Source organism: Arthrobacter sp. yr096 (assembly GCF_900108925.1).
GTDB lineage: Bacteria > Actinomycetota > Actinomycetes > Actinomycetales > Micrococcaceae > Arthrobacter.
In genome coordinates, this window is the sequence record NZ_FNYI01000001.1 from 26,831 (window position 1) to 52,657 (window position 25,827).

Consider the following 25,827-nt stretch of genomic DNA (forward strand, 5'->3'; position numbering starts at 1 on the left):
GCGGGTTACTTGATTCCGGAGAATCCGATGGAGTTGACTACCTTCTTGCCGAAGGCGATGAACAGCAGGAAGATCGGGAGCGCGGCCACCAGTGTTCCGGCCATGAGCCCGGACCAATCCAGGGCGCCCTGCGGGGACTGGGACTTGAAGACGCTGAGGCCAACGGTGAGTACGCGGACGTTCTCGTCCTGGCCCACCAGCAGCGGCCAGAAGTACTCGTTCCACTGACCGATGAAGGTCAGCAGCACCAGCGTGGCGATGGGGGCTGCGGCGTTGGGAAGCACAATCTGGAAGAAGATGCGCAGGTGCTTGGCGCCGTCGAGCATTGCCGCTTCCTCAACCTCGCGGGACATGCTCAGGAAGAACTGGCGCAGGAAGAAGATGGCGAAGGGCGTCATGAACAGGAAGGGCAATGACATTCCGGCCATGGTGTTCAGTAGCCCGAGGTTCTTGATCATGAGGAAGTTGGGCAACGCCGTGAAGATCGGCGGGACCATCATGGTGGTCAGGAAGATTGCGAACACTTTGTTCCGGCCCGGCCAGCGCAACCGTGAAAAGGCGTAGGCGGCCATCGCACTGAAGAACACTTGGCCGGCTGTGGTGATGCTGGCGAAGATCACCGAGTTCCGGAGGTAGAGCCAAAAGTTGATCGCTGCGCCGGATCCGCCGTCAGCGATCGCTTCTTCGGTGGTCTGCAGGCCCAGGACGCGTTTGAAAGCGCCCCAGCTGAAGTCAGCCGGGAGGAGGTTTCCCGCGTTGGAGGCCAGCGCACTGTTACTGGACAGCGCCGTCCGCAGCATCCACAGGAACGGGGCAATGGTCACGGCGAGGGCGACGGCGACCAGCGCCCAGGCGCCGATGCGTCGCCAGTTGAGCGGCTTCTTGCGGTTGTTTCGAGGCAGGGTTGACGTAGTCATGGCAGTTCCTTAGTCCTTATCCGGCCTAGTCCAGGTCCGATTCATTGCCCTTGAGGAACTTCATTTGCACGAAGGCCACCAGGGCGAGAATGACGAACAGGATCACGGACAGGGCGGAGGCGTAGCCGAAATCGGATTCGCCGAAGGCTTTCTGGTAGATGTACATCTGGATCACGCGGGAGGCGTTGACGGGGCCGCCGTTGGTGGTCACGGCCACGGTGTCAAAGACCTGGAAGGAGCCGATCACGGTGACCACCAGCACGAGAACCAACACGGGGCGGAGCAGCGGCATGGTGACGCTCCAGAACGTCCGTGCCGGGGACGCGCCGTCGAGGTTTGCTACCTCGTAGAGGTGGTTGGGAATGGATTGAAGGCCGGCGAAGATCAGCAGGGCCGTGTAGCCCATGTGCCGCCAGACGTTCACGAAGGCGATGGTGGGGATGGCCCACTGCTCGCTGCCGAAGAAGGCGACGCGGGGGAGTCCCACCCAGCTCATCACTTCGTTGACGATGCCCAGCTGGTAGTCCAGCATCCAGAACCAGAGCAGGGCGACGATGACGTTGGCCACCAGGAACGGAAGCAGCAGAGCTCCGCGGATGAAGGTGGACTTGGCCACCCGGTGCATCAGCAAGGCCAGCCCAAGGGCGATGACTGTCTGAAAACCGATGTTGAGCGCTACGTACTGGAGGGTGACGCCCATGGCGTTCCAGAAGAGTTCGTCGGCGAAGATCGCGGTGTAGTTCTTGATCCCGATCCAGGTGGGTTCACCAAGGATGCTGTATTCGGTGAAGCTGAGGTAAATGCCACGAATGGTGGGGACCAGGAAAAACGCCACGAAGCCGATGAGGGCCGGGAAGATGAAGAAGAGGGCGATTTTCAGGTCGCCGAGGCGGCTGGTCATGCTGCGTTTGGCGGGTTGGTTTTTGTGTCCGTGATTCTTCCGTGGGCGTTCCGGTGCGCTCCCCGGGTGCTTGGTTAGCGTGGTCATCATCGACCCTTCCTGACTGTGATGCGAGTAACAATCTGGATAGGAATCTACACGAGTAGATTTGGATAGCGCAATAGCTTGCGGGAAATTTTGAGTCGAAATGTTCATTTCTGTTCTAACGGTTGACTCGTGTAGATCACGGTGGAAGACTCAGGTGGATCCCGTGAGGGCCATCACAACCAGCCGCCGGCGTGCGGCCTCAGGAAGGTAGACAATGACGTTTTCGATCGGCGTTGTGGGTGTCGGGCAGTTCGGCGGCCACTTTGCCCACTTGTTCAAGCTCCACCCCGGTGTCAGCGCGGTTTACGCCGTTGACGAGCTCCCCGAACGCGCCGCAACGGCACAGGAACGCTGGGGCCTGGATGGTGTGATGGGCAGCTTTGAGGACCTGTTGGAGTCCGACGTCGATGCTGTCGCCATCTTCACGCAGCGCTGGACTCACGGCCCCCTGGTAGAGCGGGCCTTGCGTGCTGGAAAGCACGTCTACTCAGCGGTGCCCATGGCCATATCCGAAGAGGAAATAGCCCGCATCATAGAGGCCGTCCGCGAGACGAAACTGGTCTACGCGATGGGGGAGACCAGCTATTACAACCCCGCCACGGTCTTCGCCCGCCAGCAGCACCAGGCAGGAAAATTCGGGCGGATCTTCTACACCGAAGGCGACTATGTCCACGACATGGACCTCGGCTTCTACGAGGCATACCAGTACAGCGGGGGAGAGCGCTGGAAGGAAACCGCGAGCTACCCGCCCATGCTTTATCCGACGCACGCAATCGGTGGCGTGCTGGGCGCAGTGCCTGGGCACGCTGTCAGCGTGAGCTGCATCGGCGTCAAGGACCACCGGGGCGACGGCGTCTTCGACAAGGACGTCAGCATGTTCGCCAACGACTTCTCCAACGCCACGGCACTGTTCGAAATGAACGACGGCGGTGCGATGCGCACCAATGAGATGCGCCGCGTCGGGTACCCCTCGCATATCCGGGAATCACGCTTCCGCTTCTTCGGCACCGAGGCCAGCTTTGAGCAACTTGCCACCACCACCGTGTGGCAGGACAAGGCCACCGTTGAAGACGTCTCGGAGCAGATGGAAACCAAACCGAGTATGTCAGCGGATGACCCCTCCTTGGCTGACGTAGCGCCGGAACTGCGCGATGCCTTCATCTCAGGCCTGGCGCCGGTGCATGATCAGTCCCGGTTGCCGCAGGAATTCCTCGGGGCGCCCAACGGACACGAAGGCAGCCACCAGTTCCTGGTGGACGATTTTGTCACCGCTGTGAACAACCGCACGCTCCCGCCGGTCAACGCCTGGGTGGCGGCGCGGTTTACTCTGCCCGGAATCATCGCCCACGAGTCTGCGCTTCGCGGCGGTGAGCGTCTTTCCATCCCTGACTTCGGTGATGCTCCTGCCGAGTAGCTAGCATTTACTCCATGACGACTACAGCTGTACAAACCCCGCGCGGCCCGGTCACACGCAAAGACGTGGCCCGGTACGCCGGGGTGAGTACCGCCGTCGTGAGTTATGTAGTGAATGGTGGACCGAAGAATGTTGCGCCGGCTACGGAAGCCAAAGTGCGCGATGCCATCCGTATCCTGGGATACCGCCCCAATGCTGCGGCGCGGGCACTGAAACTGGGCTCCAGCGAGACCATTGGTGTTGTGGTGCCGGACAACACCAATCCGTTCTTCACCCATCTGGCGCACGCAGTGGAAGAGGCGGCATCGGAATTGGGCTACGGGATGGTGCTCACCAACTCGGATGGAAGCCTGACCCGTGAGCGCAAGAACATCCGCACCCTGGCTGCGCGACAGGTGGACGGAGTGTTCCTGGCCAGTTGCGTCTTCGACCCCGATGTCACCGAGCTGGAAGCCTCGGAAATCCCGTCTGTTCTCCTGAACAACGCAGGATCGCCCCCGGGTTTCGCCAGTGTGGGCGTGGATCTGGAGTCCGGAGCGCGTGCGGCCGTGGAGCACCTGATCGGCCACGGTCACACGAACATCGGGCTGGCGATCGGCACCAATACCGGCAATCAACTTGACGGCCGTGAAGTGGGATGGCTGGGTTCTCTGCGCGACGCCGGCTTGCCCGACGGTCCCATGCTGCACAGCCCCTTCACCCGTCCCGGCGGGTACGAGGTGGGCAAACGCTTCCTCTCCATGGCCAACCCACCCACCGCGATCTTCGCCAGCAACGACATGCAGGCCATCGGCATCCTCCGGGCCCTCCACGAGGCCGGCGTTCGCGTCCCGGAAGACATGGCGTTGGTGTCCTTTGATGGTTCGCTGGACGCCGAATACAGCTGGCCCGCCCTGACCACGGTGGCGCAACCGGTCCAGGCAATGGCTCAGGCTGCCGTGCGGGCACTTGTAGGGAAGGGCCGCGGGGAGGACCTGCAACACCAGATCCTGCCTACCGAGCTGATCATCCGTCAGTCCTGCGGCTGCCCCTAGCACGCTCTCTCACCGATGTGCCGGTTTGGGGTGACGCTCTCTCACCCTTCTCCCGGCCGGTGAGAGAGCGTTGGGCGGGAGGGGTCGTTTGGTGAGAGAGCGTTGGGCGGGAGGGGTCGTTTGGTGAGAGAGCGTTGGGCGGGAGGTTTACGAGTCCATGCTGGCGTAGCGCTCCGGCCTGGCGAGCACCTGGCCAATCTGTGCGGTGCCCGCAGCGACGGCCAGCCGGACCAACAGGAAGCCTGCCGCGAACACTGCGCCGATAGTCAGGAACACTATGGGCCGGGTCAACAGCACGGCACCAGTCAGCGGGAGGACCAGCACAGCAGCTGCCGCCGCCGAGATTCCAGCCACCAGGAAGAGCGGCGACATCACGGCCTTGACCCTCGCCGCCACCATCAGTTTGCGGGGCATTCCAACCCGGTCCAACGCCACCAGCATTGAAGCGCGGTCCAGCACGGCCGCGGCTTGGTTCACCCCTGCCGAACACGCCACCATCAGGAACGAGCCAAGCAGCGTGATCATCACACCGGTGTTGATGTCCCGGACCAGCAGCGCGGTCTCATCCCCCGCGCTGCCACCCATGGTGTCGGCCACTGCCATGCCCACCCCAACGAAGACTCCCACGAAGCTGGTCATCGCGACGCCCCCAACTTGCCGCCACGATTCCTTGGGACTCTCCAGTACTGTCCGTGCTGCCAGCAGTTGCTCGGGTTTCCTGGCCCGCTTGAGCTGCGAGGACGCCCGCAACCGCAGGATCCAAGGACCCATGAGGTTCAACGCCAGCAGAGCAAGCCCGAAGCAACCGCCCATCACGGCGATGATCACAATGAACGCCCCAAAGCTGCTGAGCATCCCCATCGCCACCACTCCGATGACCACCACCACAGCCGCGATGAGTCCGCGAACCCAGTGAGCGCCGTCGGCCGCTTGCCTGGTTCTGACGCCCAGCGGGGTGACCACAACCTTGCGAAGCCCCAGCGCGGCACTCGCCGCAGCAAGGACACAGACGGCCAGCACGCAGCCGAGGATGGAGGGCACGGACAACCACGCGTGGCTCCCTATCGCCTGGCCCCGGAACTGGATGAGCCCCAGGAACGGCGCTGCGCAGGCGTAAAGTCCCGCGCCTGCCACCGCACCGACGGCCGCCAGAACGGTGGATTCAATGACGGTCATCCAGACGACTGTCGCGCTGTTGGCACCCAGCAGGCGCAAGGACGCCAAACGGTCATCACGACGGCGGGCCGCGAGCCGGGCGGCCGAGGCACCAAGCGTCAGCAGCGGGATGATCAGCAGGACCATCGCGACGACGGCCAAGGCTTGGTAAGTGCCTGCGATGTCGTCAGACCAGGACCAAAACACCTGCGACCCACCAGCCACCGTGAGCAGCAGCGCGGTGACCGTCCCGAAAGCCAGGATGGGCAACCCGGCGTCCCGAAGACCGGTTTCGCGAAAGCTGCTCCCGTTGCTGCGGGCGAGATAAGGAGTGAGGCGCAGGGCCAGGGAGAGGCTAGACATTGAAGGCACCCTTGAAGTTGGTGGCGGGAGCGGGCCGAACAGGAGAGCCAACTGCGCTGCCGTTGTCCGCTACGATCCGGCCGTCACGCAGTTCCACGACGCGTTGGCAGCGGGCTGCGACGTTGGGATCATGGGTGACCACCAGAAGCGTCCTGCCATTTGCGGCCACAGAGCGAAGCAGCACGTCCAAGACTTCGTTGGAGGTGGCCGAATCCAAGGCACCCGTGGGCTCGTCGGCGAAAACCACGCGGGCCCCGGTGACTTGGGCGCGGGCGATGGCGACGCGCTGGACCTGCCCCCCGGACAGTTCTCCCAGCCGCCGTTGTTCCATCCCGGCCAAGCCGAGGGCCCCAAGCCACTCCGCTGCCCTGGACTCCGAAGTGGCCCGGTCTGTGCCGTTCAGCATGAGCGCCAAAGCAACGTTCTCCACTGCCGTAAGTTCGGGCAGCAGCATGCCCTGCTGGAAGACGAAGCCAAACTCCTCACGCCGCAGCCGGGACAGCGCAGCATCTCCCAAGGTGTCCAGCCGCAGAGGCGACGAGGGAGTGTTCAAGGTGACGGTACCGGCGTCGGGCCTCAAAATTCCGGCGAGGCAGTGCAAGAGGGTGGTCTTACCGGAACCTGATGGGCCGACGATCGCAATGGATTCGCCGGCGCTGGCCAGGAAGTCGACGTGATCCAGGGCAATGCTGCCTGGATAGTGCTTGGTGAGCTGCTGGGCGTGGAGGATGGCGTTCATATATCCAGCATCCCCAAACCGCCCCTGCCGCGGCGTCAGTCCGCTGGTTGAACTCTGCGGACCGGGCTCCACCCAAGGTATGAGAGTTTACGCCTCCGCGATCCTCAGCTTGGCAACATTCTCGGCCAGCACGCGGCGGGCATCCTCACCCAGGAGCGAATCCGTGATGAGTTCGTCGGCCTCTTCCAGCTGCGCGATCGAGGCGATTCCCACCACTCCCCACTTGCTGTGGTCGGCCAGGATTACTGTGCTCCGGGCGGACGTCATGAAGGCGCGGTTGGTTTCGGCTTCCAGCAGGTTGGGGGTGGTGAACCCGGCGTGGGCGTCCATGCCATGGACACCCAGGAACAGGACGTCCAGGTGGAGCTGCTTCAGCGAGGACGTGGCTATGGGACCCACCAACGCGTCCGACGGTGTCCGCTCGCCTCCGATCAGGATCACAGTGGACCCGAAGCGTGCCGGGCCGGAAGAGGCGCCGTGATGGAACAGGTCCGCGATCCGCACGGAGTTGGTGACCACGGTGATGCGCGGCCCATTGACGAGTTCCTTCGCCAAAGCCCAGGTGGTGGTGCCGGCACCGAGTCCGATCGCCATGCCTTCCTGGACCAAGGACGCGGCTTCCACCGCGATGGCGTGCTTCTCCGCGGGCAGCTGTGTCGACTTGAGTTCGAAACCGGGCTCGTGGGTGCTCGCATCGCCGGGAATCTTGGCTCCGCCGTGAATGCGCTCAACACGGCCGGCTTCCTCGAGCGCTTCGATGTCGCGGCGCACGGTCATGGGCGAGACTCCCAGCAGTTGCGCGAGGTCCGAGACCCGCACCACGCGTTCGCGCTGGACTGCGTCGATGATGGCGGAGTGGCGTGCTGCCTGAAGCATCAGGGCCTTTCTGGGAAACCTCGTCAAACATGGGGCTGAGTCTGGCTCCAGTCTAGGGCTGGAGGCTTCCGGAGCGCGGCAGGCCAAGCGCGGCGGCGTCATGCAACCGATTAAACGCACGACGACGCCGCTCGCCTCGGGAGGTGAGCGGCGCCGTCGGGAATTGCTTACTTGCGGAGCGATTCCGCAATCTGTTGCATGATGCCGGGGTCGGCCAGAGTGGTGGCGTCGCCAGTGTCGCGGCCCTCGGCGATGTCCTTGAGGAGGCGTCGGACGATCTTGCCGGACCGGGTTTTGGGAAGTTCCGGCACGATCAGCAGCTGTTTGGGCTTGGCGATCGGTCCGATTTCCTTGCCCACGTGGTTGCGCAGTTCCAGGACGGTTTCGTCGCCGTTGTTCACGGCGTCGCCGCGGAGGATCACGAAGGCGACGATCGCCTGGCCGGTGGTGTCGTCAGCGGCGCCCACCACCGCGGCTTCAGCGACGGACGGGTGGCTGACGAGGGCGGATTCGATTTCCGTGGTGGAAAGGCGGTGTCCGGAGACGTTCATGACGTCGTCCACACGGCCCAGGAGCCAGACGTCGCCGTCTTCGTCCTTCTTGGCGCCGTCGCCGGCAAAGTACATGGCCTCGAAACGGGACCAGTAGGTGTCCTTGAAGCGTTCCGGGTCGCCCCAGATGCCGCGGAGCATGGAGGGCCAGGGTTCGCGGACCACCAGGTAGCCGCCTTCGCCGTTGGCGACGGACTCGCCGGCCTCGTCCACGACGTCCACGGCGATGCCGGGCAGCGGGACCTGGGCGGAGCCGGGCTTGGTGGAGGTGACACCCGGCAGTGGGGCGATCATCTGGGCACCGGTTTCGGTCTGCCACCAGGTGTCCACGATCGGTGCGGGGTGTTCCTTCTTTTCGCCGTTCTTGCCGGCATTGGCGCCGATGACGTCGCGGTACCACATCCACGCTTCGGGGTTGATGGATTCGCCCACCGAGCCGAGCACACGGATGGAGGAAAGATCGTACTTGTCCGGGATGTCCCGGCCCCACTTCATGAACGTCCGGATCGCGGTGGGGGCGGTGTAGAGGATGGAGACCTTGTACTTCTCCACAATTTCCCACCAGCGGCCCTGGTGCGGGGAGTCCGGGGTGCCTTCGTACATGACCTGGGTGGCGCCGTTGATGAGCGGCGCGTAGGCGACGTAGGAGTGGCCGGTGACCCATCCGACGTCGGCGGTGCACCAGTACACGTCCGTTTCGGGGTGGAGGTCGAACACGGCCTTGTGCGTGTAAGCGCCCTGGGTGAGGTAGCCGCCGGTGGTGTGCAGGATGCCCTTGGGCTTGCCGGTGGTGCCGGAGGTGTAGAGGATGAACAGCGGGTGCTCGGAGTCATGCCCGACGGCGGTGTGCTCGGTATCTGCCTTGTCTACAGTGTCGCTCCACCAAAGGTCGCGGCCTTCCACCCAGTTGACGTCCTCGCCGTTGCGCTTGACCACCACCACGTTCTGGACGGTGTGACCCTCGTTACTGAGGGCTTCGTCCACGGCCGGCTTCAGGGCGCTGGGCTTGCCACGGCGGTAGGTGCCATCGGCGGTGACCACGAGCTTGGCTTCTGCGTCCTCAATCCGGGAGCGCAGGGCGTCGGCGGAGAAACCACCGAAGACCACCGAGTGCACGGCGCCGATCCTGGCGCAGGCAAGGAGCGTGATGACGGCCTCAGGGATCATGGGCAGGTACACGGCCACGCGGTCGCCCTTGGCTACACCGAGTGACTCGAAGGCGTTCGCGGCCTTCTTGACCTCTTCGGTCAGCTGCGCGTACGTGTAGGTGCGGGTGTCGCCGGGCTCGCCCTCGAAGTAGATGGCGACGCGATCGCCCAGGCCGTTCTCCACATGGCGGTCCAGGGCGTTGTACGCAGCGTTGACCTCGCCGCCCACGAACCACTTGGCGAACGGCGGGTTGGACCAATCAAGGGCTTCGGTGAAGTCCTTGTCCCAGGTGAGCAGTTCTCGGGCCTGCTTGGCCCAGAATGCGGGACGGTCCGCTTCTGCCTCTTGATAGGCGTCCGCACTGGTCACGGCGGCGGCGGCAAACTCTGCCGAGGGCGCGAACTTACGGTTCTCGTGGAGGAGGTTTTCAAGCGCCTCGACGTGTGGTGCCTGACCGTTCTGAGCCGTTGAAGCTGCAGCGGTGGCCGTGGATCCGGTGGTGTCCTGGGACATGGTGAACCTCATCATTCATCGATCTTTGCTGCGCGGATCCTGCCATCAGGTCCACCCCTCACGCCGTCTTCGAGCGTCGAGCGGGACCAGCTGGAGGTCCGCAGAGTGCTGTCCGCCATCAACACTATCGCTTTGAGAGGTCCTACGTGTGCGTGGTCACAAATGCGGCCGTGAGCGGCGCGGATTTAGCGCCGAATGGCGGTTTGGGCGGTGGGGAACCGCTTACATGACGACGACGGCCCTTCACTTGCCGCCGATGGTCCGCATCCCCTTGGCCCCTTTCTGTAAGGGACCTTGGAGTTTGCTGTGGGCGAAGCCGTATGGTCGTTTTCAGCTAGAACCCTGTCAGTGGGGTGGCATAGGCTGAATAAGTCTTGGGACGCATCGTCAGGTGTGTCCGGTACTCCACGGAATCCCGTGGTGATCACCGGTCCGGACTGTCCAAGGCGCCGCCGTACGAAGGAGAAATAGATGAACCAGCTGAGCCCAGGCCCGCACGACTCACAACCGACGGGACCGGACACCACGGCTGGCACGGCCACCCCTCACGACGGTGGCACCACGGCGGATAATGCGCCGAACACGTCCGGTACTTCCGGGAAGAACGCCACCAGTGCACACGATGCCGCCAAGTACGACGCCGTTGCGGGGCCTTTCACCATCCGGGACCTCACGGTCTTTGGTTCCACGCTCCTGATGTTCATCGCGTCCCTGCTGCCGATGTTCGGGGAACGCTACAACCTCTGGAATCTCGGAAGCCTGTTCTTCCTCCTTCTGGGCATCATCCTGCCGGTGGTTGTGGTGGCGCTCTTCGTTGCCCGCCGGTTGCAGCCCGGCACTATCGTCAGGATAGGTTCTCTGTCCGTTGACCAGTTCGCGTCCGTGACGGCGTCTTTCGCCTTCCCCTTGTTCTTCCTCACCATCGCCAACTCGTTCAATGGCGGCGTGCTGTTGGGGTTGCTCGGCTCTGTGGGCCTCTTGGCCGCGACGGTGCTGGCACCGCATCTTCCATGGCTCTCCGCCGACTTCAAGGGGCGTGCTGAAACGCCGGCCCATGTTGTGGCCCGCGAAGCCGCAGTCCCCAGCCGCAAGCCAGCCGCTCCCAAGGCGCCCAAGGCTCCGAAAGCACCTAAAGCTGGTGCCGCTGATTCCACCCCTGGCTTCCAAGGATCCGCTGCCGGATATCAGGCACCGGCAGGCCCTGCTGCTTCTTCCTCTTCGGTTCCCGGAGTGCCGTCCGGTGCCTCTACCGGTTCAAGCCCCTTTGCCCCGCCGGCCTCTTACGGAACCACGCCGCCGCAGGCACCCCAGGCACCCGCCGTCGTGGGTTCACCTGACACCAAGCAGGCTCAATCCGGTGTTCCCGCAACTGCGGCTACAGCTGCTCCGGTTGCACCCCGGAAGGAGGAACCGGTGAAGAGCGCGGATGCTGAAAAATCCCCGGCCGCGGCTGCCGGGCCTGCCACGACGCAGCACTCAACCCAGGCTCCCAAGGAACCGGCCGCGCAGCAGCCTGCAGCGCAGCAACCGGCCGCCCAGCAGCCGTGGGCTGCCACCATGGCCACGCCCATTGTTTCTGGTGACACCCGCAAGGTGAGCGATTCCATCGGAGCCACCGTGGACCCCGCCAGCCGGCCGGACGAATCCGATGCACCGGCGTATGAGGCGTTCTGGTTCGCCGTCGCCCAGCCCCGGACTGCCTACGACGAACAAACCGGCGCTCCGTCCTTCACCATCGAACCCGGCGGTTGGGTGCTCGCTTTGGAGGACCGTGGACACGAGTTCCTGGTCCAGGATACTGACGGCAAGGTTGGGGTCCTCCGGGAGCTCAGCAACATCGAACGCGGCTAAGCAGGGACATCGTGGCCATCGCTGAAGCTGGTTCGTTGCTCGCACTCAAACGCCGGGCCCGCAAGATCAACAGGGTTCTTGCGGAGAAGTATCCGTATGCGCACGCCGAGTTGGATTTCCGGAACCCGTTTGAGCTTGTGGTGGCCACGGTGCTCTCTGCGCAGACCACGGATGTACTGGTCAACCAGGTCACCAAGATCCTCTTCGCCCGCTATCCGGATGCGCGGTCGTTGGCTGAGGCAGACCCCGTGGAGCTTGAGGCCATTCTCCAGCCCACGGGCTTTTTCCGGGCCAAGGCCAGGAACGTGTTGGCCCTCAGCACCCGGCTGGTGGATGAGTACGACGGCGAGGTCCCAGGACGGCTCGAGGACCTGGTGACGCTCCCGGGCGTCGGTCGCAAGACCGCCAATGTAGTCCTGGGAAACGCGTTCGGTGTTCCCGGCATTACCGTGGACACCCACTTCGGACGGCTGGCCCGGCGCTTCGGGTGGACGGCTTCGGATGATCCCGTGAAGATCGAGTTCGATGTTGCGGAACTGTTCGAACCGAGGGACTGGACCATGCTTTCTCACCGCGTGGTGTTTCATGGACGCAGGGTTTGCCACTCCCGGAAGCCGGCCTGTGGTGCGTGCCCGGTTGCGAGCCTTTGCCCCAGTTACGGCGACGGCGAGACGGACCCCGTCAAGGCAGCCAAGCTGCTGAAGTACGAGCTCGCCCCCGGCAACGAGGCATTGCTGGAGAAGTTATTGGCCGAGACGCATCGGGCCGCGGAGATCCGGATGGAATCGCAAAGGAGGCCCGGGTGACCGCGCTTGAGGAGTTGTCCGCACTGGTTACCCGTTTCGAGGCCGGCGAACAGCAGCACTCGGCCCTGTGGGCCCAACTCCCCGTCAGCCCGGAAACCAACAGGGCGGCCGCTGTCCTGATGCTCTTTGGTGTGCTGGACAATATTCCTGCCGAGTCGGGCCGTCCCATCGCCCCTGCCGATCTTGATGTCCTGTTGCTTGAACGGGCGCACACCCTTGATGACCATCCGGGGCAGGTGGCTTTCCCTGGCGGTAGCGTGGACCCGGAAGACGAATCCGTTGTGGCAGCTGCGTTGCGTGAGGCAGTGGAAGAGACCGGGCTGGACGCAGCCGGCGTCCGGGTTCTTGGATCCATACCGGAGCTTGGCCTCATCCGCAGCAATTTCCGGGTGACGCCTGTGTTGGCCTGGTGGGATTCGCCGTCGCCGGTCCGGGTGGTGGATTATGCCGAATCTGCCCAGGTTTTCAGGGTTCCCGTGCGCGACCTCCTCGATCCGGTCAACCGCGTCACCGCCACCATTTCGCGGTTTGGGCGCACCTACTCCAGCCCTGGCTTCACCGTGAATGGCGTGCTGGTGTGGGGCTTTACCGGGATGGTCCTCAGCGGTCTCTTTGACGAACTCGGATGGACGGTTCCCTGGAACCGGAACAAGTTGCAGGACGTCGACCTTCAGTCGACCTCAGAAAAGGGGCGCCGGCAAGCCAGGTGAGGTTCACGCGGCCTTGCGTACCGACGTCGAACGGTCCACGATCAGTCCTGTCGCAGCGTTCTCCCGCACGGCGTTGATTCCGGCAATAACACCTTCGAGGTGTGCGAATGCGGGTGATTCCGCCACGACGGTTCCGTCCGCCGCGGTGAGCCGGAACCTGTATGTTTCTTCGTTGTCTTTCAGAATTTCGAACCTGCCAGCCATCGCTGCCCCCTTTTTTGATGCTTCCTTGCACACAAGTGCGGACCGGCAAACAATCCACACAGTGAAAGTATCCAGAACCGAGGGCGAACCAAAGTTACCAGGGGGTACCTGTCACGGACGGGTCATTCCGGCTCATATGGCGAGATATGACTGGATAGTCCGCAGTTTTGCTGCTATTTCGCCTTGTCATAAGAGTCGACGACGGCCACGCTCACCGGAAACTCCACCGGTATCCGCCCGAACATGAGTTCTTTCGCTGAAGCCGCAGAGTCTTCAATGGCCTGGATACAGGCGCCCACGGCGTCGTCGGGGGCATGGACCATCACTTCGTCGTGCAGGAAGAAGACGAGCTCCCCGGCCGGCGACCCTTCGGCACGCAAGGTGCGCAGTCGGCGTCGTAATTCGGCCAGCCAGCACGCCGCCCATTCCGCTGCCGAGCCCTGAACCACGAAGTTGCGGGTGAAGCGTCCACGGGACCGCGCCAGGTTGTCGGCCCGGCGCTGTTCCTCGGCGGTGGTGGACTGTTGGCTGCGCAGCCAACCGGCAGACGGCGGCGGGCTGCTTCTCCCGAGTCGGGTTGTCACCGTTCGGCCGGCTTCACCCTCACGGGCTGCCTGCTCCACGAAACCCACCGCGCGTGGATAAGTCCTTGTGAGCTGGGGCATTAACCTGCCCGATTCACCCGTTGTGGCGCCGTAAATGGCCCCCAGCAAGGCGATCTTCGCCTTTGCCCTGTCTCCGCCGAATCCTTGGGCTGCGATGCCTGCGTAGAGGTCCTTGTCACGCGCGGCCTCTGCCATCTTGGTGTCCTGGGCCAAGGCCACCAGGACCCTGGGCTCCAATTGTGAGGCATCGGCGACAATGAGTTTGTGTCCAGGATCGGCGTGGACAGCCGCGCGGATGTTGCGGGGAATCTGGAGTGCGCCGCCGCCACGGGAAGCCCAACGGCCGGAGACCACGCCGCCCACCACATACTCCGGGTGGAACCGCCCCTCCCGGACCCACGCGTCCAGCCACGCCCAGCCGTTGGCGGTGTGCAGGCGGGAAAGCTTCTTGTAGGCCAACAGGGGTTGGATGGCCGGGTGCTTGGATTCCTGGAGCTCCCATTGACGGGTACTTTTCACCTCGATGCCGTTCCGGTGCAGGGCCCGCATGAGGTCCTGTGGGGAGTCCGGGTTCAGGCTGGGGGAGTTCAGGATGTCGCGGAGTTCGGTGCAGAGAGCCTCCAAGGCAGGGGGACGGCGCCCCAGCGGGGGCCGGGGTCCCAGGACGTCTGCAAGGATCGCCTGATGCAGCTCTTCGCGCCACGGGACGCCGGCGTGTTGCATCTCGACGGCGATGATTGCGCACGCTGATTCCGCGGCCAGGAGTAGTTGAAGGCGTTGTCTACGCTGCCCGTCCAGTGGAACCTGGACCACCGCGTGCTGTTGGGCTGCAAATTCCTCTTTCAGCTCTGCCAGCCCGGCGTTGGTGTTTGACGGGGTCAGGTCCTCGAAGAGGGCGCCTTGGTCCGCTGGTGGCGGCGGGGGCTGGAGGACCCGGGGCGGTGCCGCGTCGTCGTCCTGGGTGAGCTTCACTGCGTGCTTGGCATAGTCAGTGTGCGCGGTGAACTCCGAGTGCGCCAGGATGGCACCGCACAGAGCGAGGTCGTGGCAACGCTCCAGCTCGATGCCGTGGGTCAGCAGTTCCGGATACCAGTCCTGGGCTCGATGCCACACCCAGCGGGGCCGCTGGGCTTCGAATTCACGCACGACGTCGGGCAGCTCACCGCGGGTGACCAGGCGCGCGTCAGCGGTGGCCTTTCCGGTAGGGGAGATCCTTTGTATGGCTGCGCCTTTCGGGTGGGCGGCAAGCAGCAAATACATGGACTCCATTCTGCCCTGTGTTCGGAGGGACAATGTGCGTTCGGGTGGCAAGTGACCTGTCCTCCACAGGGCCTATAAGCGCCCCGTTGTGCACATACGGACAGCAGGCCCTTATTTTGCCTCGAGTGCTCAGCAACTGTGGGTGACATGAGCATGCGAAATCGTCGGCACAGGCAACCCAGCGGCCAGGCAAGGGAGACAGGCATGGACGGCCCGTGGCTGCCACAGGATGCCGCCGGGATACTCCTGGTTTCGGCAGATCCCTACCTTCAAGAGGAAGCACAACGCATCGTCGCGGCAGCAGGTGGAAACCTCAGAACGGCTGTGGATGTGTCAGCGGCCATCCACGGGTGGGACAGCGCAGCCGTTGTATTGGTGGGCAGCGACATCCGCGAATTGCCGCCTCGGAGAAGAGCGCCCACGGTCCTGCTGGGCCGTGCATCCGACGGGGACGGGTTGTGGCGGCTGGCCACTGCCTTGGGTGCTGAAAGGGTTGCGGTCCTTCCGGAGGCCGCGGCCTGGTTGGCTGAGCACCTCAGCATGTCCGGCTCGCCGGACCCTGGAGGAATGGTGGTGGGCGTCGTCGGCGGCTGTGGCGGAGCAGGAGTCACCACCACTGCCATCTGGCTTGCCCAGGCTGCCGCCGAGCAGGGCATCAGCACCATGCTCATCGACGGCGATCGCTGGGGCGGCGGCCTTGAACTGGCCGTCACCGCTGATGACATCCCCGGCCTCAGATGGCCGGACTTTTCCGAAACCCGCGGAAGCATCGATCCAAGCCAGTTCAGGGACTCCCTGCCTATGGCCGGCGGATTTGCCTACTTGTCATGGCCGGGAACACGGGAACCGGTCCAAAGTCCTGACGCGGGTGCTGTGGCCGCTGTCATGGACGCCGCCCGCCGGGGCTTCGAATTGATCCTCGTGGACATCGGGCGCAGCGGCGAAGCAATCAGGACACTTGCCTGGGATTGCGACAGGATGCTGCTGCTCGCCACGGCACACCTCGCATCGGCCGTGGCGGCGGGTCGCGTCCTGAACGAGCTTCCGCCCGTGGATGTTCGCCTTATGGTTCGCGGAAGCAGTACTACCTCCGTTGACGCTGCCCTGATTGCGGAGTCGTTGGACCTTCCGCTGGCAGGACTGATTCCCGAGATCAAGGGTGTGGCGGTCGGGACGGAGTTGGGGCGTTTGCTTGAACTTGGCCGCAGAAAGTCCGTCAGCCGCTTTGCCAATGCTGTGTTGGAAATGAACGGTGCTGCCCAATGAGCCGTTTCGCCGAGGGACCACGCCGAAGACAGGGACGGAAACTGGACTCACTTCTTCTGGAGACTGTGCGGGAATCAGTGCTCGCCGGCAACGGCTCCGTGACACCTTCCACTGTGGCTGCGGCCGTGCAGGCAAGCGGGAGGTTGCTGGGCACAGCCGGAGCCTTGGAAGCCGCTGAATCCATCAACGCCGAACTGAACGGGTTGGGACAGCTGCAGCAACTCGCCCACGATCCCGCCGTCACGGACATCTTTGTCAACGGACCGGATTCCGTGTGGTTCGACCGTGGGCGCGGTTTGGAACGATCCTCAGTGCATTTCGATTCTGAGCAGCAGATCAGACAGCTTGCCGCCCGGCTGGTTTCAGCCGGGGGCCGCCGCCTGGACGACGGCTCGCCCTGCGTCGATGTTCGGCTCAAAGGCGGCTACAGGGTGCATGCCGTGTTGGCCCCGATTTCGACAGCCGGAACGCTCCTATCGATCCGAATCCGTCGCGAAAAGGTGTTCACTTTGGCGGAGTTGAGGGAACGCGGCATGTTTTCCGAGCAGGTTGAGGTGGTTCTTCGCACCATCATGGCCCACAAGCTCAGTTTCCTCATCAGTGGTGCCACCGGCTCCGGGAAGACCACCCTGTTGTCCACCATGTTGGGTCTGAGCCATCCGAAGGAGCGATTGGTATTGATCGAGGACGCCGCAGAGCTCAACCCGGTCCATCCCCACGTGGTGACACTCGAATCCCGTCACGGGAATCTGGAAGGCGGGGGCGCTCTCGATCTGGGCGAACTGGTCCGCCAGGCCTTGCGCATGCGGCCCGACAGGCTGATTGTCGGAGAGTGCCGGGGCGCTGAAGTCCGGGAGCTGTTGACTGCACTCAACACAGGGCACACGGGAGGTGGCGGCACTATCCATGCCAACACGGCCCGGGCCGTTCCGGCACGATTGGTTGCCCTCGGCGCGCTCGCAGGTTTGAACGCCGAAGCTGTGCGTTTGCAGGTCTCCAGTGCTTTGGATGTGGTGATTCACGTCGACCGAACGCAGGCCGGACGAAAGGTGGCTTCCATTGGCCTGCTGAAGGACACCACTGACGGCCAACAGGTGGTGCCTGCCCTGAGCCTGGGTCGCTCGGGAATGGTGCCGGGACCGGGATGGTCGGAACTGTCGGAACGTCTGTCCATGGCGCCGGATGTCGGGAACGGATGGGCTTCGCCGGGGGCGGTACCTGCTGCTGTCCCGTCCCCGGACCAAGGTCCAGCGCGCATGGGACACGGCTGATGATTGGAATCCTGGTCCTTGTCACCGCCATTGCGGCGTGGCTCCAGCTCAGGGGACTCCGTGCGGATGGCCGAAGGGTGCGCAGGAGCTTGGGGGTTCCTGCCGAGGAACGCGGCCGCAGCGTTGCCCGTACTGGTTTCCGGTTCCGATTACAGCCGCGATCCCGGGCTGAACCTCTGTCCCTGGTGGTGTTGGTGCAGCAGCTCGCAGCCCTTCTGCGTGGTGGCCGGGGAGCTTCCAGGTTGTGGGAGGAACTGTGGCTGGTGCACGGTGCCCGGTCAACGGTTGATACCGGCCGGGATCCAACGCCGGAGCAGGGCACAGCCGTGCTCTCGCGCGAGTCCCTCATGGTGTTGGATGCTGCGCGTGCAGCATCCACAGTGGGCAATTCTCCGGCTCAAGCGATCCGCGGCGTGGCGGCACGCGTGTATCCCCGGCGCGGGAGTTCTGAACGCCGGGTGTGGATGGAAATGGCAGCATGCCTGGAGGTAGCGGAAAGCAGCGGCTGCCCGCTCGCCGGGCTGCTGGCGCGCTTTGCAGCCCAGCTGGAAGCCGAGGAGGATGCCGAGGCCGCACGGCAGACTGCGCTGGCCGGGCCCAAAGCGACTGTCCGGTTGTTGTCGTGGCTCCCGGTGTTCGGGCTGGTACTCGGGATGGCCTTGGGCGTTGACCCGTTGGGGATCCTGCTGGAGAACATTGTGGGCATTGCGACGTTCGCGGCCGGACTCCTTCTGACAGTGGCGGGCAGGGTGTGGTCTTCGCGGCTGGTTACGTCCGCAGCCGGAGGTTACTGATGCCCGGAGCGCCGGTCCTGTTGATGATGGCGCTGATGGCAATGGCAGCGTTCGTTTGTTTTGCCGCGCCCGTGCGGGTGAGAACTATGAGGGCACAGTTGTTTGCGGGCGGGGGGACCTCGCCGCTGGCAGACTCCGCCCCTGGCGGAAGACCGGGTGCATCGGACAATCCCGCCGGGGAAGATGGCGCCGGAGTGGCAGATGGCCTTCGCGATACGGCGATGATGCTGGAGCTGGTGGCTTCGATGCTCGATGCCGGTGCGGGCATAGGGAGGGCTCTGGAGCTCATTGCCGGGTGTGCCTCGCCGCCCATCAGCCGATCATTGAGGCCTGTTGTGGCTGCGCTAGCCATGGGCGCCGACTGGGACACGGCGTGGCGGAGCCCGGTAAAGCACACGCCGGAGGTAATCCGTGTGAAGGAGGCTTTGGCATTCGCAGCGCTGACCGGTGCGCCGTCGGCTTCCATCCTTTACGCACAGGCGGCCCGGGAACGGCGGGAACATTTTCGGGCGGCAGAGAAACGGGCTGCTGCCTTGGGCGTGAAGCTCGTCGTGCCCTTGGGATTGTGCTCGTTGCCTGCCTTCATCTGTCTGGGCATCGTCCCCGTTCTGATCGCGATGCTGCCCTCGGGTTGAGCGGCTGCGGCTCCCCACTTCCCCTCCACATCGGGCACACCTGCTGGGTTATCCACTTGCAGGAATCTCCTTCTTACGGGACGCCGTGAGGCACGGAAGAGTCGAATCAGCCGGCGGATCGAGCTGGCATACATGAAAGGAAGCCCACCGTGAAAACACTGTCCACTCCTCTCCCTGGCCTACTGAGCGAGCTGCCCCAGGACCGGCCGGCCCGCGCGGGAATACAGGTGGCTCCCTCCGGAGAACCGGAGACCACCCAGCGTGACGAGCCATCCGAGTACGAGCTCGAACATGATGACCTTGAGCGATTCGACGTTGAGGACGAATTTGAACGGTTCGTCCTCGGCTTCGACGAGCTGGCAGAGTTCGAGGACGGACGACTCGAGGAGGGTCCGCTCGGAGACAGTCTGCTCAACGACGATGCGCTCGAAGACTATCTGCTCGAAGACGGTCCGCTCGAAGGCGGTTCGCTCGAGGACGATGGCTTCTGGACGAGGACACGGACAAAGGCCGGGCTGATGGGTTCGGAAGTGGGCATGGCTACGGCCGAGTACGCCATCGCTACCCTTGCTGCCGTAGGACTTGCAGGCCTTCTGGTGGTTATCCTTCGGAGCGAGGAGGTTCGTGGCTTCCTGCTCAACCTGATCCGCACGGCACTGTCCTTGCCATGACGTGCGTGCTGCCTGCCAGCGGGGGAGCATCCCGCAGGAAGCAGGATCGGGGTGCTGTTACGGCCGAATTTGCCGTCGCCTTGCCGGCCGTGATGCTGCTCCTGGCCTTCCTGCTGGCAGGTGGCGCTGCGGGCATCACCCAATTGCGGCTGGAGGAAGCAGCCAGGGCGGGGGCGAGGGCGTCGGCAAGAGGTGAGGCCGCCGGTTCCGTGGAAGGAATCGTCAGGCGGCTTGCCGGGGATGGTGTCCGTTCGTCGGTGATCAACGATGGCCAGTGGCTCACGGTCACAGCGTCCGCTCCGGTCGGCGGCGCACTGGGATCCCTGATCCCGTGGACGCTGACGGCATCGGCGTCCGCCCGGGCAGAGTCAGGTCTCCCGTGACACGTGCATCGGTGTCCCATGGTGAGCGCGGCTCGGGCACGGTACTGGGATTGGCGCTCGGTGCAGTGGTGGCGCTTCTCCTGGTGGCCGTGCTCCTTCTGGCACAGGCGGTGGTGATGGCGTCCCGGGCGTCCTCGGCGGCTGACCTCGCAGCTCTTGCCGCCGCGGACGCTGCCCGGGGACTCACCCCGGGCGAGCCATGTGAAGTTGCTTCCGGCGTCGCTGTGCGGCATAGCGCCAAACTGACATCGTGCACTGTGCTGGGCGGGGGCGTGGTGGAGGTGGCAACCGGGTTGGAGCATCGTTTCGACTGGGGACCGGCCACAGGCAGGGCAAGGGCGGGGCCTCCGCCGTAGGCTGTCAACGCCCTTCCCGGCCAGGCTGCGTCCTGCGATCTCAGCCCAACGGGACTAGGTGGCGTCCTTCAGCAGGACGCCCAGGAGAGTGATGGCGGCTGCCTTGTCCAGGGGGTTGTTCTTGTTGCCGCATTTGGGGGACTGAACACAGGATGGGCAGCCGTTGTCACACTCACATGCCTTGATGGCATCACGGGTGGCAGTCAGCCAGATCTTCGCTTTTTCGAATCCCCGCTCAGCAAATCCCGCGCCGCCGGGATGCCCGTCGTATACGAAAATCGTGGGCACCCCGGTGTCGGCATGCAGGGCGGTGGAGACGCCGCCAATGTCCCAACGATCACTTGATGCCACCAAAGGAAGGAGCCCAATGGCTGCATGTTCTGCGGCGTGCAGCGCTCCGGGGAACTCCGCTTCCACCAAGCCGGCCCCATGCAGTGAGCGGTTGTCCACCACAAACCAGACTGCCTTGGTGAACAGATCCCTGGCCCCAAGCTCCAAGGGTTCCTCGCCGAGGATCTCGTTGGAAATCAACGCCTTGCGCTGGAAGGAGACAACTTGAGTTGTGACCTTGACGTCGCCGAAATGGACAGTGACGTCGCCCCATTGGACCGAGCGGGATGTTTCGAGGACTTCGATCTGCGTCACGTCCCGCGCAGTGGTGTAGAAATCGGGATTCACCCGGCGCACCATCACACAGTGGTCGGCCTCATTGAGGTCCTCTACCAGGTAGCTTTCGCCCTGATGGACGTAAATGGCACCTGTGTGGGCTTGGTAGTGCGTTTGTGGCGAGTCCATGGTTCCCAGGAGGGATCCGGTCTCTGCGTCCACAATGCTGACCGGTCCGCCGCCGTCCGCACGGAGGTTAACCATGCCGGCGGCGCTTTCCGGATGGGTCCAAAACCATCCTGCAGGGCGCTTCCGGAGGTAGCCCTGGTCTACCAAGCGATCCAGGAGGCCCTCGGATGTTGGTCCGAAGAGGTCGAGTTCACCGGGCCCGATGGGCAGCTCCGCAGCCGCGGCGCACAAGTGCGGACCAAGCACATAGGGGTTGCCGGGATCAAAGACGGTGGCTTCCACCGAAACGTCGAAGATGGCTTCGGGATGGTTTACCAGATAGGTGTCCAAGGGGTCGTCACTGGCCACGAACGCCGCAATGGCGTCCTGCCCGGCGCGCCCCGCACGGCCAATCTGCTGGAAAAGGGAAGCACGGGTACCCGGCCACCCAGCCACCAGGACAGCATCGAGCCCCGAAATGTCGATGCCAAGTTCCAACGCAGATGTGCTGGAGACACCCAGGAGTTGCCCGGATCTCAGCGCTTGTTCCAATGCGCGCCGTTCTTCGGGCAAATAGCCGGATCTGTAGGCGGCAACCCGCCCCGGCAGGCTGGGGTCCACCTCGTCCAACAGTCTCTTGGTGATGGACGCGATGGACTCGGCCCCGCGACGCGACTTGATGAACGCGATGGTCCGCACGCGCGAGGAGACGAGGTTGGCAAGGATGTCCGCCGTTTCGGCCACGGCGGTCCTGCGCTGTTTGGCGCCGTTCTCGCCCCTTACATCCGTCAGCGCGGGTTCCCAAAACGCCACCGTGGTGGAGCCGTGTGGCGAGCAATCCTCGGAGACTTCCCTGACGGGAGCACCGATGAGCCGGCCAAAGGAAACCCCGGGATCGGAGGCCGTGGCAGATGCGGCGATGAAGATGGGCTCCGGGAAGGAGTTTCCTGCACCGTAGTAGGCACAGATGCGGCGGAGGCGCCTCATCAGGTTGGCCACATGCGATCCGAAGACGCCGCGGTAGCTGTGCGCCTCGTCCACGATGACGTAGCGCAGCCTCCGGAAAAATCTCGCCCACCATGTGTGGTTGGGCAGAATTCCGAAGTGCAGCATGTCCGGGTTGGCCAGGATGAAGTTGGCATGGTCGCGGATCCACCGGCGCGACGCAACGTCAGTATCGCCGTCGTATGTTTCTGCCCGCACTGTAGGCAACTTCAGGGCGCGGATGGCCGCGAGTTGGTCGGCGGCCAGCGCCTTGGTGGGGGAGAGGTAAAGGGTCACCGCGCCGTCGTCATGAATCTTGCCGGGATCAGACAGGACGCGCAGCTCGGACCGGTGGATCGCATCCAAAGCGGGCAGTTGGTAGGCCAGCGACTTCCCGGATGCGGTCCCCGTGGCGATGACCACGTGCTGTCCGGAGTGGGCGAGGTCAGCAGCCTGGATCTGGTGCCGGTAGGGTTCCTGGATGCCCAGAGTGCCGTAGGCGTCCACGATGTCCGGGTGCACCCAGTGCGGCCATGGCTCGTTGACGGCTTTGCGGGCCGGGATGGTGTGGACATGGCGCAGCTGCTCAGGGTCCGGTGTCCGGCCCAGCAGGGAGATCAGCGAATTCGGTGCAGCCACCGAATCATTCTGTCACTGTGCGGGCATGCGAACGGCAGCACCCCAAGGTGCCGCCGTCGGGCTCGGCCTCTGAAGGGACGTTGCTACGCTCCTGAGAGGTCCGATCCTTCGGTGCCGCTGGCGGACATCATGAGCACGTGGCACACCACATCCCAGCCAAGATGCGAGTAAAGCTTCTGGCCGTCCAAGGAGGCCAGAAGGAGGCCGTTTTCAACGTCGTGCGCATAGGCCTGGGCTGCCAGCGCCTTCATGATGAAACTGCCCAGCCCGCGGCGCTGGAAATCGGGTTCGGTGACGATCTTGTCGAAGACAGCGGTGCCGTTGACCACGAAGACCCTGCCGCTGGCGGCCACTTGCTCGCCGGAGTGGACCACCGCGTGGTGGACGCCGTTGGACTCGGAGGTAGCAAGTTCAAGGTCGTCGTCCGGTAGCCAAGGATCCTCGGCATCCTGGGTTTCCATGTCCACGATCATCATGGTCTGCGAAGCGGACGTCACGGTCAGACCGTGTTGTTCAGCCAGGTACTTGTACCGTTGGACGTCGTTGGTAAGGACCGTCAGGAGCCGGGTTGGGGCTTCTGAGGTCTTGCCCGCCAGGGCGGTGAACTCTTCATCCGAAGGATCGTGGGCGAAATACTCCCAGTCACCGGTTTTGTCGGCGCGAAATGCGGCAGGGAAACGTCCCTCTTGGCGTGACTCATAGCCGCGGCAGCCGGACCAGCCGGCCACCCAGACTTCCAAGAGGTGCGCAATGTCTTCAACCAAGGCGTCTGGACTCATGTAGAGAGACTATGCCAGCGCCCGTTGAAGCAACAGAGCCATGTCAGCCGCAGGATCGTTGCATATTGAATTGTGACTTTTGCTCCGCGCAGGAGCAGGGAGCGGCCGCGGGCGAGGCGATTTTACTGCACCCAGTACCCTTGAATAGTGGCTTTAAACAGAATTGTGCTCTTCTACGGCTTTACTCCGATCGCGGACCCCGACGCCGTGCGTCTGTGGCAGCGTGCCCTCTGCGAAAAACTGGGCCTCACCGGCCGGATCCTCATTTCGAAAGACGGCATCAACGCCACAGTAGGCGGCGAGCTCAACAACATGAAGCAGTACGTGAAGACCACGCGTGAATACAAGGGTTTCCACGACATCGACTTCAAGTGGTCAGAGGGCGGCGCCGCAGATTTCCCCCGCCTGAGCGTTAAGGTCCGGGACGAAATCGTGTCCTTCGGAGCCCCCGGTGAGCTTAAAGTGGACGCGAACGGCGTGGTGGGCGGCGGGAAACACCTCCAGCCAGAGGAACTCCACGCACTGGTGGATGCCAAAAAGACCAGCGGCGAAGACGTGGTGTTCTTCGACGGCCGGAACGCGTTCGAAGCCCAGATCGGTAAGTTCAAGGACGCAATCGTCCCGGACGTCGACACCACGCACGACTTCATCAAGGAACTCGATTCCGGTAAGTACGACGACCTCAAGGACAAGCCCGTGGTGACGTACTGCACCGGTGGCATTCGCTGTGAAGTGCTATCCAGCCTGATGGTCAACCGGGGCTTCAAAGAGGTCTACCAACTGGACGGCGGAATCGTCCGCTATGGGGAGACCTTCAAGGACAAAGGGCTGTGGGAGGGCTCCCTCTATGTGTTCGACAAGCGCATGCACGTGGAGTTCAGCGAGGACGCCAAGACCATCGGCGAATGCGTCCGTTGCGCTGCACCCACCAACAAGTTCGAGAATTGCTCCAACCTCAGCTGCCGGACGCTGACGCTCTATTGCGCCGAGTGTGCCTCCAGCCCTGAAACCCTGCGCTGCCCCGGGGGCTGCCAAGCTGCCTAGGAACCGTCAGAGCCTGCTGACGCGGTAGGCAAAGTTGGCATCCGACCGTGACCCCACGGTGATGGACAATATGGCGTCCGTCTCGAGCTGGACCACGCTTACCCGCGCATTGGCGCAGCCCAATGTCAGGTCAACGAGGTCCACGTCACCCACCCTGACAGTGAATGTCACGCGCCGTGTTCCACGGCATGCCAGAGTCACTGCGTATGTTCCTCCGGGGAGCTGCACTGTTTGCTCCGACTTTGACTCCCCAGGGTTCAGGTAGCCGCTGCTTGAGTAGAACGACTGCCCCTGGGATTCGGGGAGCGCGGACTTTGCCCACTCCTCAAGGGCTTCACCGGTGACGGTCTCCTCCAGCGCGGGATCGGGCGGAAGCACCACATTGCCCGCGGTGGAGGTTGGGCTGGCACCTGGCCTGCCGTCGTCGTCGTACGTGTATTCGCATGCCGTCAGGCTGCTGCCCAGCACCAAGAGAAGTACGACGGCGGCTCTCGCCAGCCGCCGTGATGTCACCGAGCCAGCTGCCTTGCTGCCCATGCACTGACTTTACGCCCGTGCAGCCGTCGGCTAAAGGCCTACGAACCGATGGTGCTGGTGGAGCCTAATTTGCTGCGGGAACGAGGTGGTAGGCGTAGATCAGCGGAGCGTCGACGCTGCTCGTGGAGATGCTGAGGGCTCCGGCGCCGGGTACCTTGATCTTCACCACATCGAGGCTGCCGTTGCATGCCGCAGCCGCGTCCGTGATCTTGGTGCCACCCGAAGAAACGGCAAAGTAGGCCTTGCCGCCCCCGTCGCACGCCATGGTAAGGGTGTAACTCCCCGCCGGGACACTGGGTGAGTCCTTGACCAAGGGATCCCTGTTGAGGATCTTGCCGGAATCCTCCAGGACCACGCCGCTCGCGGCCGGGAGGACCTTCTCCTTCCAGGCAGGGACGTCTGCATCGGCGATGTTGGCCGGGGCCTGGCAAGCGCTGACTCCCAGCAGGGCGCCGGCAGCGATGGCAACAAGGCCCGCACGGCGCCTTGTGGAAGAGAAGTTGAGCATGATTCCACGCTACCGGGTTCAAAGGCCCATCAATGTCCACATAGCGCATCG

General features: G+C 63.8%; 24 protein-coding genes and 1 pseudogene. 13 read left to right on the plus strand and 12 right to left on the minus strand.

Features of this window, described 5'->3' with window-relative positions:
- Positions 1-5: 5 nt before the first annotated feature.
- Positions 6-917 (minus strand): carbohydrate ABC transporter permease, encoded by a 912-nt coding sequence (locus tag BMY91_RS00120; RefSeq protein ID WP_090816648.1) that lies wholly within the window; start codon positions 915-917, stop codon positions 6-8.
- 25 nt (positions 918-942) lie between these two features.
- Positions 943-1,905 (minus strand): carbohydrate ABC transporter permease, encoded by a 963-nt coding sequence (locus tag BMY91_RS00125; RefSeq protein ID WP_175538779.1) that lies wholly within the window; start codon positions 1,903-1,905, stop codon positions 943-945.
- A 214-nt stretch (positions 1,906-2,119) separates the two neighbouring features.
- On the opposite strand from BMY91_RS00125, the gene BMY91_RS00130 reads away from it, so the two are divergent.
- Both BMY91_RS00130 and BMY91_RS00135 read left to right on the plus strand, forming a co-directional pair.
- The gene (locus BMY91_RS00130; protein WP_090816651.1) at positions 2,120-3,319 is read left to right on the plus strand and encodes a Gfo/Idh/MocA family protein; all 1,200 of its coding nucleotides are present in this window, start codon (positions 2,120-2,122) and stop codon (positions 3,317-3,319) included.
- Between the two features lie 14 nt (positions 3,320-3,333).
- Positions 3,334-4,353, plus strand: a complete 1,020-nt coding sequence (locus tag BMY91_RS00135; RefSeq protein WP_090816654.1) for a LacI family DNA-binding transcriptional regulator — start codon at positions 3,334-3,336, stop codon at positions 4,351-4,353.
- A gap of 147 nt (positions 4,354-4,500) precedes the next feature.
- On the opposite strand, the gene BMY91_RS00140 is transcribed toward BMY91_RS00135, so the two are convergent.
- The 4 genes from BMY91_RS00140 to acs all read right to left on the minus strand — a co-directional run bounded on the left by BMY91_RS00140 (position 4,501) and on the right by acs (position 9,699).
- A complete protein-coding gene (locus BMY91_RS00140; RefSeq protein WP_090818987.1) occupies positions 4,501-5,856 on the minus strand; it encodes an FtsX-like permease family protein in 1,356 nt (451 codons plus the stop codon).
- A gap of 7 nt (positions 5,857-5,863) precedes the next feature.
- Positions 5,864-6,610, minus strand: coding sequence for an ABC transporter ATP-binding protein (locus BMY91_RS00145; protein WP_090816657.1), 747 nt, complete (start codon positions 6,608-6,610; stop codon positions 5,864-5,866).
- 87 nt (positions 6,611-6,697) lie between these two features.
- Positions 6,698-7,486 carry a DeoR/GlpR family DNA-binding transcription regulator gene (locus BMY91_RS00150; protein ID WP_090816660.1) on the minus strand — a complete coding sequence of 263 codons (789 nt, stop codon included), beginning with the start codon at positions 7,484-7,486 and terminating at the stop codon, positions 6,698-6,700.
- Between the two features lie 167 nt (positions 7,487-7,653).
- On the minus strand, positions 7,654-9,699 hold the full coding sequence (acs, locus tag BMY91_RS00155) for an acetate--CoA ligase (RefSeq protein WP_090818990.1): 2,046 nt from the start codon (positions 9,697-9,699) through the stop codon (positions 7,654-7,656).
- Between the two features lie 471 nt (positions 9,700-10,170).
- Between acs and BMY91_RS00160 the strand changes: the two genes are divergently transcribed.
- From BMY91_RS00160 to BMY91_RS00170, 3 genes are read left to right on the plus strand one after another with little or no spacing between them, the layout of a single operon-like run.
- On the plus strand, positions 10,171-11,550 hold the full coding sequence (locus BMY91_RS00160; RefSeq protein ID WP_090816663.1) for a hypothetical protein: 1,380 nt from the start codon (positions 10,171-10,173) through the stop codon (positions 11,548-11,550).
- A gap of 11 nt (positions 11,551-11,561) precedes the next feature.
- Positions 11,562-12,356, plus strand: a complete 795-nt coding sequence (gene nth, locus BMY91_RS00165; RefSeq protein WP_090816666.1) for an endonuclease III — start codon at positions 11,562-11,564, stop codon at positions 12,354-12,356.
- On the plus strand, positions 12,353-13,066 hold the full coding sequence (locus BMY91_RS00170; RefSeq protein ID WP_090816669.1) for an NUDIX hydrolase: 714 nt from the start codon (positions 12,353-12,355) through the stop codon (positions 13,064-13,066). The genes nth and BMY91_RS00170 overlap by 4 nt, the downstream gene beginning before the upstream one ends.
- 3 nt (positions 13,067-13,069) lie before the next feature.
- On the opposite strand, the gene BMY91_RS00175 is transcribed toward BMY91_RS00170, so the two are convergent.
- The gene (locus tag BMY91_RS00175) at positions 13,070-13,270 is read right to left on the minus strand and encodes a YegP family protein (protein ID WP_090816672.1); all 201 of its coding nucleotides are present in this window, start codon (positions 13,268-13,270) and stop codon (positions 13,070-13,072) included.
- 173 nt (positions 13,271-13,443) lie between these two features.
- The gene (locus tag BMY91_RS00180; RefSeq protein WP_090816675.1) at positions 13,444-15,135 is read right to left on the minus strand and encodes a bifunctional 3'-5' exonuclease/DNA polymerase; all 1,692 of its coding nucleotides are present in this window, start codon (positions 15,133-15,135) and stop codon (positions 13,444-13,446) included.
- Positions 15,136-15,339: 204 nt separating this feature from the next.
- On the opposite strand from BMY91_RS00180, the gene ssd reads away from it, so the two are divergent.
- The 7 genes and pseudogenes from ssd (at position 15,340) to BMY91_RS00215 (ending at position 20,511) form a co-directional block, all read left to right on the plus strand.
- Complete coding sequence (ssd, locus tag BMY91_RS00185; RefSeq protein WP_090816679.1) at positions 15,340-16,401, plus strand: septum site-determining protein Ssd; 1,062 nt, start codon at positions 15,340-15,342, stop codon at positions 16,399-16,401.
- Complete coding sequence (locus tag BMY91_RS00190) at positions 16,398-17,672, plus strand: TadA family conjugal transfer-associated ATPase (RefSeq protein ID WP_090816682.1); 1,275 nt, start codon at positions 16,398-16,400, stop codon at positions 17,670-17,672. Before ssd ends, BMY91_RS00190 begins: the two co-directional genes overlap by 4 nt.
- The gene (locus BMY91_RS00195) at positions 17,672-18,466 is read left to right on the plus strand and encodes a type II secretion system F family protein (RefSeq protein WP_177179814.1); all 795 of its coding nucleotides are present in this window, start codon (positions 17,672-17,674) and stop codon (positions 18,464-18,466) included. Before BMY91_RS00190 ends, BMY91_RS00195 begins: the two co-directional genes overlap by 1 nt.
- Positions 18,466-19,101 (plus strand): type II secretion system F family protein, encoded by a 636-nt coding sequence (locus tag BMY91_RS00200; protein ID WP_090816685.1) that lies wholly within the window; start codon positions 18,466-18,468, stop codon positions 19,099-19,101. Before BMY91_RS00195 ends, BMY91_RS00200 begins: the two co-directional genes overlap by 1 nt.
- Before the next feature lie 515 nt (positions 19,102-19,616).
- A pseudogene (locus BMY91_RS23330) lies at positions 19,617-19,772 on the plus strand (DUF4244 domain-containing protein); the annotation flags it as partial.
- Positions 19,769-20,155, plus strand: a complete 387-nt coding sequence (locus tag BMY91_RS00210) for a TadE family type IV pilus minor pilin (protein WP_090816691.1) — start codon at positions 19,769-19,771, stop codon at positions 20,153-20,155. The pseudogene BMY91_RS23330 and the gene BMY91_RS00210, both read left to right, overlap by 4 nt.
- Complete coding sequence (locus tag BMY91_RS00215) at positions 20,152-20,511, plus strand: Rv3654c family TadE-like protein (protein WP_090816693.1); 360 nt, start codon at positions 20,152-20,154, stop codon at positions 20,509-20,511. Before BMY91_RS00210 ends, BMY91_RS00215 begins: the two co-directional genes overlap by 4 nt.
- A gap of 54 nt (positions 20,512-20,565) precedes the next feature.
- On the opposite strand, the gene BMY91_RS00220 is transcribed toward BMY91_RS00215, so the two are convergent.
- A complete protein-coding gene (locus BMY91_RS00220; protein WP_090816696.1) occupies positions 20,566-22,908 on the minus strand; it encodes a DEAD/DEAH box helicase in 2,343 nt (780 codons plus the stop codon).
- Positions 22,909-22,991: 83 nt separating this feature from the next.
- Positions 22,992-23,687, minus strand: coding sequence for a GNAT family N-acetyltransferase (locus tag BMY91_RS00225; protein WP_090816699.1), 696 nt, complete (start codon positions 23,685-23,687; stop codon positions 22,992-22,994).
- 147 nt (positions 23,688-23,834) lie between these two features.
- On the opposite strand from BMY91_RS00225, the gene BMY91_RS00230 reads away from it, so the two are divergent.
- Positions 23,835-24,731: an oxygen-dependent tRNA uridine(34) hydroxylase TrhO gene (locus tag BMY91_RS00230; protein WP_090816702.1), complete on the plus strand. Its 897-nt coding sequence runs from the start codon at positions 23,835-23,837 to the stop codon at positions 24,729-24,731.
- A gap of 6 nt (positions 24,732-24,737) precedes the next feature.
- Here BMY91_RS00230 and BMY91_RS00235 read toward each other — a convergent pair whose 3' ends face one another.
- Together BMY91_RS00235 and BMY91_RS00240 are read right to left on the minus strand one after the other, a co-directional pair.
- Positions 24,738-25,268: a hypothetical protein gene (locus tag BMY91_RS00235; RefSeq protein WP_090816705.1), complete on the minus strand. Its 531-nt coding sequence runs from the start codon at positions 25,266-25,268 to the stop codon at positions 24,738-24,740.
- A gap of 64 nt (positions 25,269-25,332) precedes the next feature.
- The gene (locus BMY91_RS00240; RefSeq protein ID WP_090816708.1) at positions 25,333-25,776 is read right to left on the minus strand and encodes a hypothetical protein; all 444 of its coding nucleotides are present in this window, start codon (positions 25,774-25,776) and stop codon (positions 25,333-25,335) included.
- Positions 25,777-25,827 lie beyond the last annotated feature (51 nt).

Excerpts from the sequence above, each read along its gene's own strand:
- BMY91_RS00120 (WP_090816648.1), bottom strand. The coding sequence starts at position 917 with ATGACTACGTCAACCCTGCCTCGAAACAACCGCAAGAAGCCGCTCAAC.
- BMY91_RS00125 (WP_175538779.1), bottom strand. The coding sequence starts at position 1,905 with ATGACCACGCTAACCAAGCACCCGGGGAGCGCACCGGAACGCCCACGG.
- BMY91_RS00130 (WP_090816651.1), top strand. The coding sequence starts at position 2,120 with ATGACGTTTTCGATCGGCGTTGTGGGTGTCGGGCAGTTCGGCGGCCAC.
- BMY91_RS00135 (WP_090816654.1), top strand. The coding sequence starts at position 3,334 with ATGACGACTACAGCTGTACAAACCCCGCGCGGCCCGGTCACACGCAAA.
- BMY91_RS00145 (WP_090816657.1), bottom strand. The coding sequence starts at position 6,610 with ATGAACGCCATCCTCCACGCCCAGCAGCTCACCAAGCACTATCCAGGC.
- BMY91_RS00150 (WP_090816660.1), bottom strand. The coding sequence starts at position 7,486 with ATGCTTCAGGCAGCACGCCACTCCGCCATCATCGACGCAGTCCAGCGC.
- acs (WP_090818990.1), bottom strand. The coding sequence starts at position 9,699 with ATGTCCCAGGACACCACCGGATCCACGGCCACCGCTGCAGCTTCAACG.
- BMY91_RS00160 (WP_090816663.1), top strand. The coding sequence starts at position 10,171 with ATGAACCAGCTGAGCCCAGGCCCGCACGACTCACAACCGACGGGACCG.
- BMY91_RS00175 (WP_090816672.1), bottom strand. The coding sequence starts at position 13,270 with ATGGCTGGCAGGTTCGAAATTCTGAAAGACAACGAAGAAACATACAGG.
- BMY91_RS00180 (WP_090816675.1), bottom strand. The coding sequence starts at position 15,135 with ATGTATTTGCTGCTTGCCGCCCACCCGAAAGGCGCAGCCATACAAAGG.
- ssd (WP_090816679.1), top strand. The coding sequence starts at position 15,340 with ATGGACGGCCCGTGGCTGCCACAGGATGCCGCCGGGATACTCCTGGTT.
- BMY91_RS00190 (WP_090816682.1), top strand. The coding sequence starts at position 16,398 with ATGAGCCGTTTCGCCGAGGGACCACGCCGAAGACAGGGACGGAAACTG.
- BMY91_RS00195 (WP_177179814.1), top strand. The coding sequence starts at position 17,672 with ATGATTGGAATCCTGGTCCTTGTCACCGCCATTGCGGCGTGGCTCCAG.
- BMY91_RS00200 (WP_090816685.1), top strand. The coding sequence starts at position 18,466 with ATGCCCGGAGCGCCGGTCCTGTTGATGATGGCGCTGATGGCAATGGCA.
- BMY91_RS00210 (WP_090816691.1), top strand. The coding sequence starts at position 19,769 with ATGACGTGCGTGCTGCCTGCCAGCGGGGGAGCATCCCGCAGGAAGCAG.
- BMY91_RS00225 (WP_090816699.1), bottom strand. The coding sequence starts at position 23,687 with ATGAGTCCAGACGCCTTGGTTGAAGACATTGCGCACCTCTTGGAAGTC.
- BMY91_RS00235 (WP_090816705.1), bottom strand. The coding sequence starts at position 25,268 with ATGGGCAGCAAGGCAGCTGGCTCGGTGACATCACGGCGGCTGGCGAGA.
- BMY91_RS00240 (WP_090816708.1), bottom strand. The coding sequence starts at position 25,776 with ATGCTCAACTTCTCTTCCACAAGGCGCCGTGCGGGCCTTGTTGCCATC.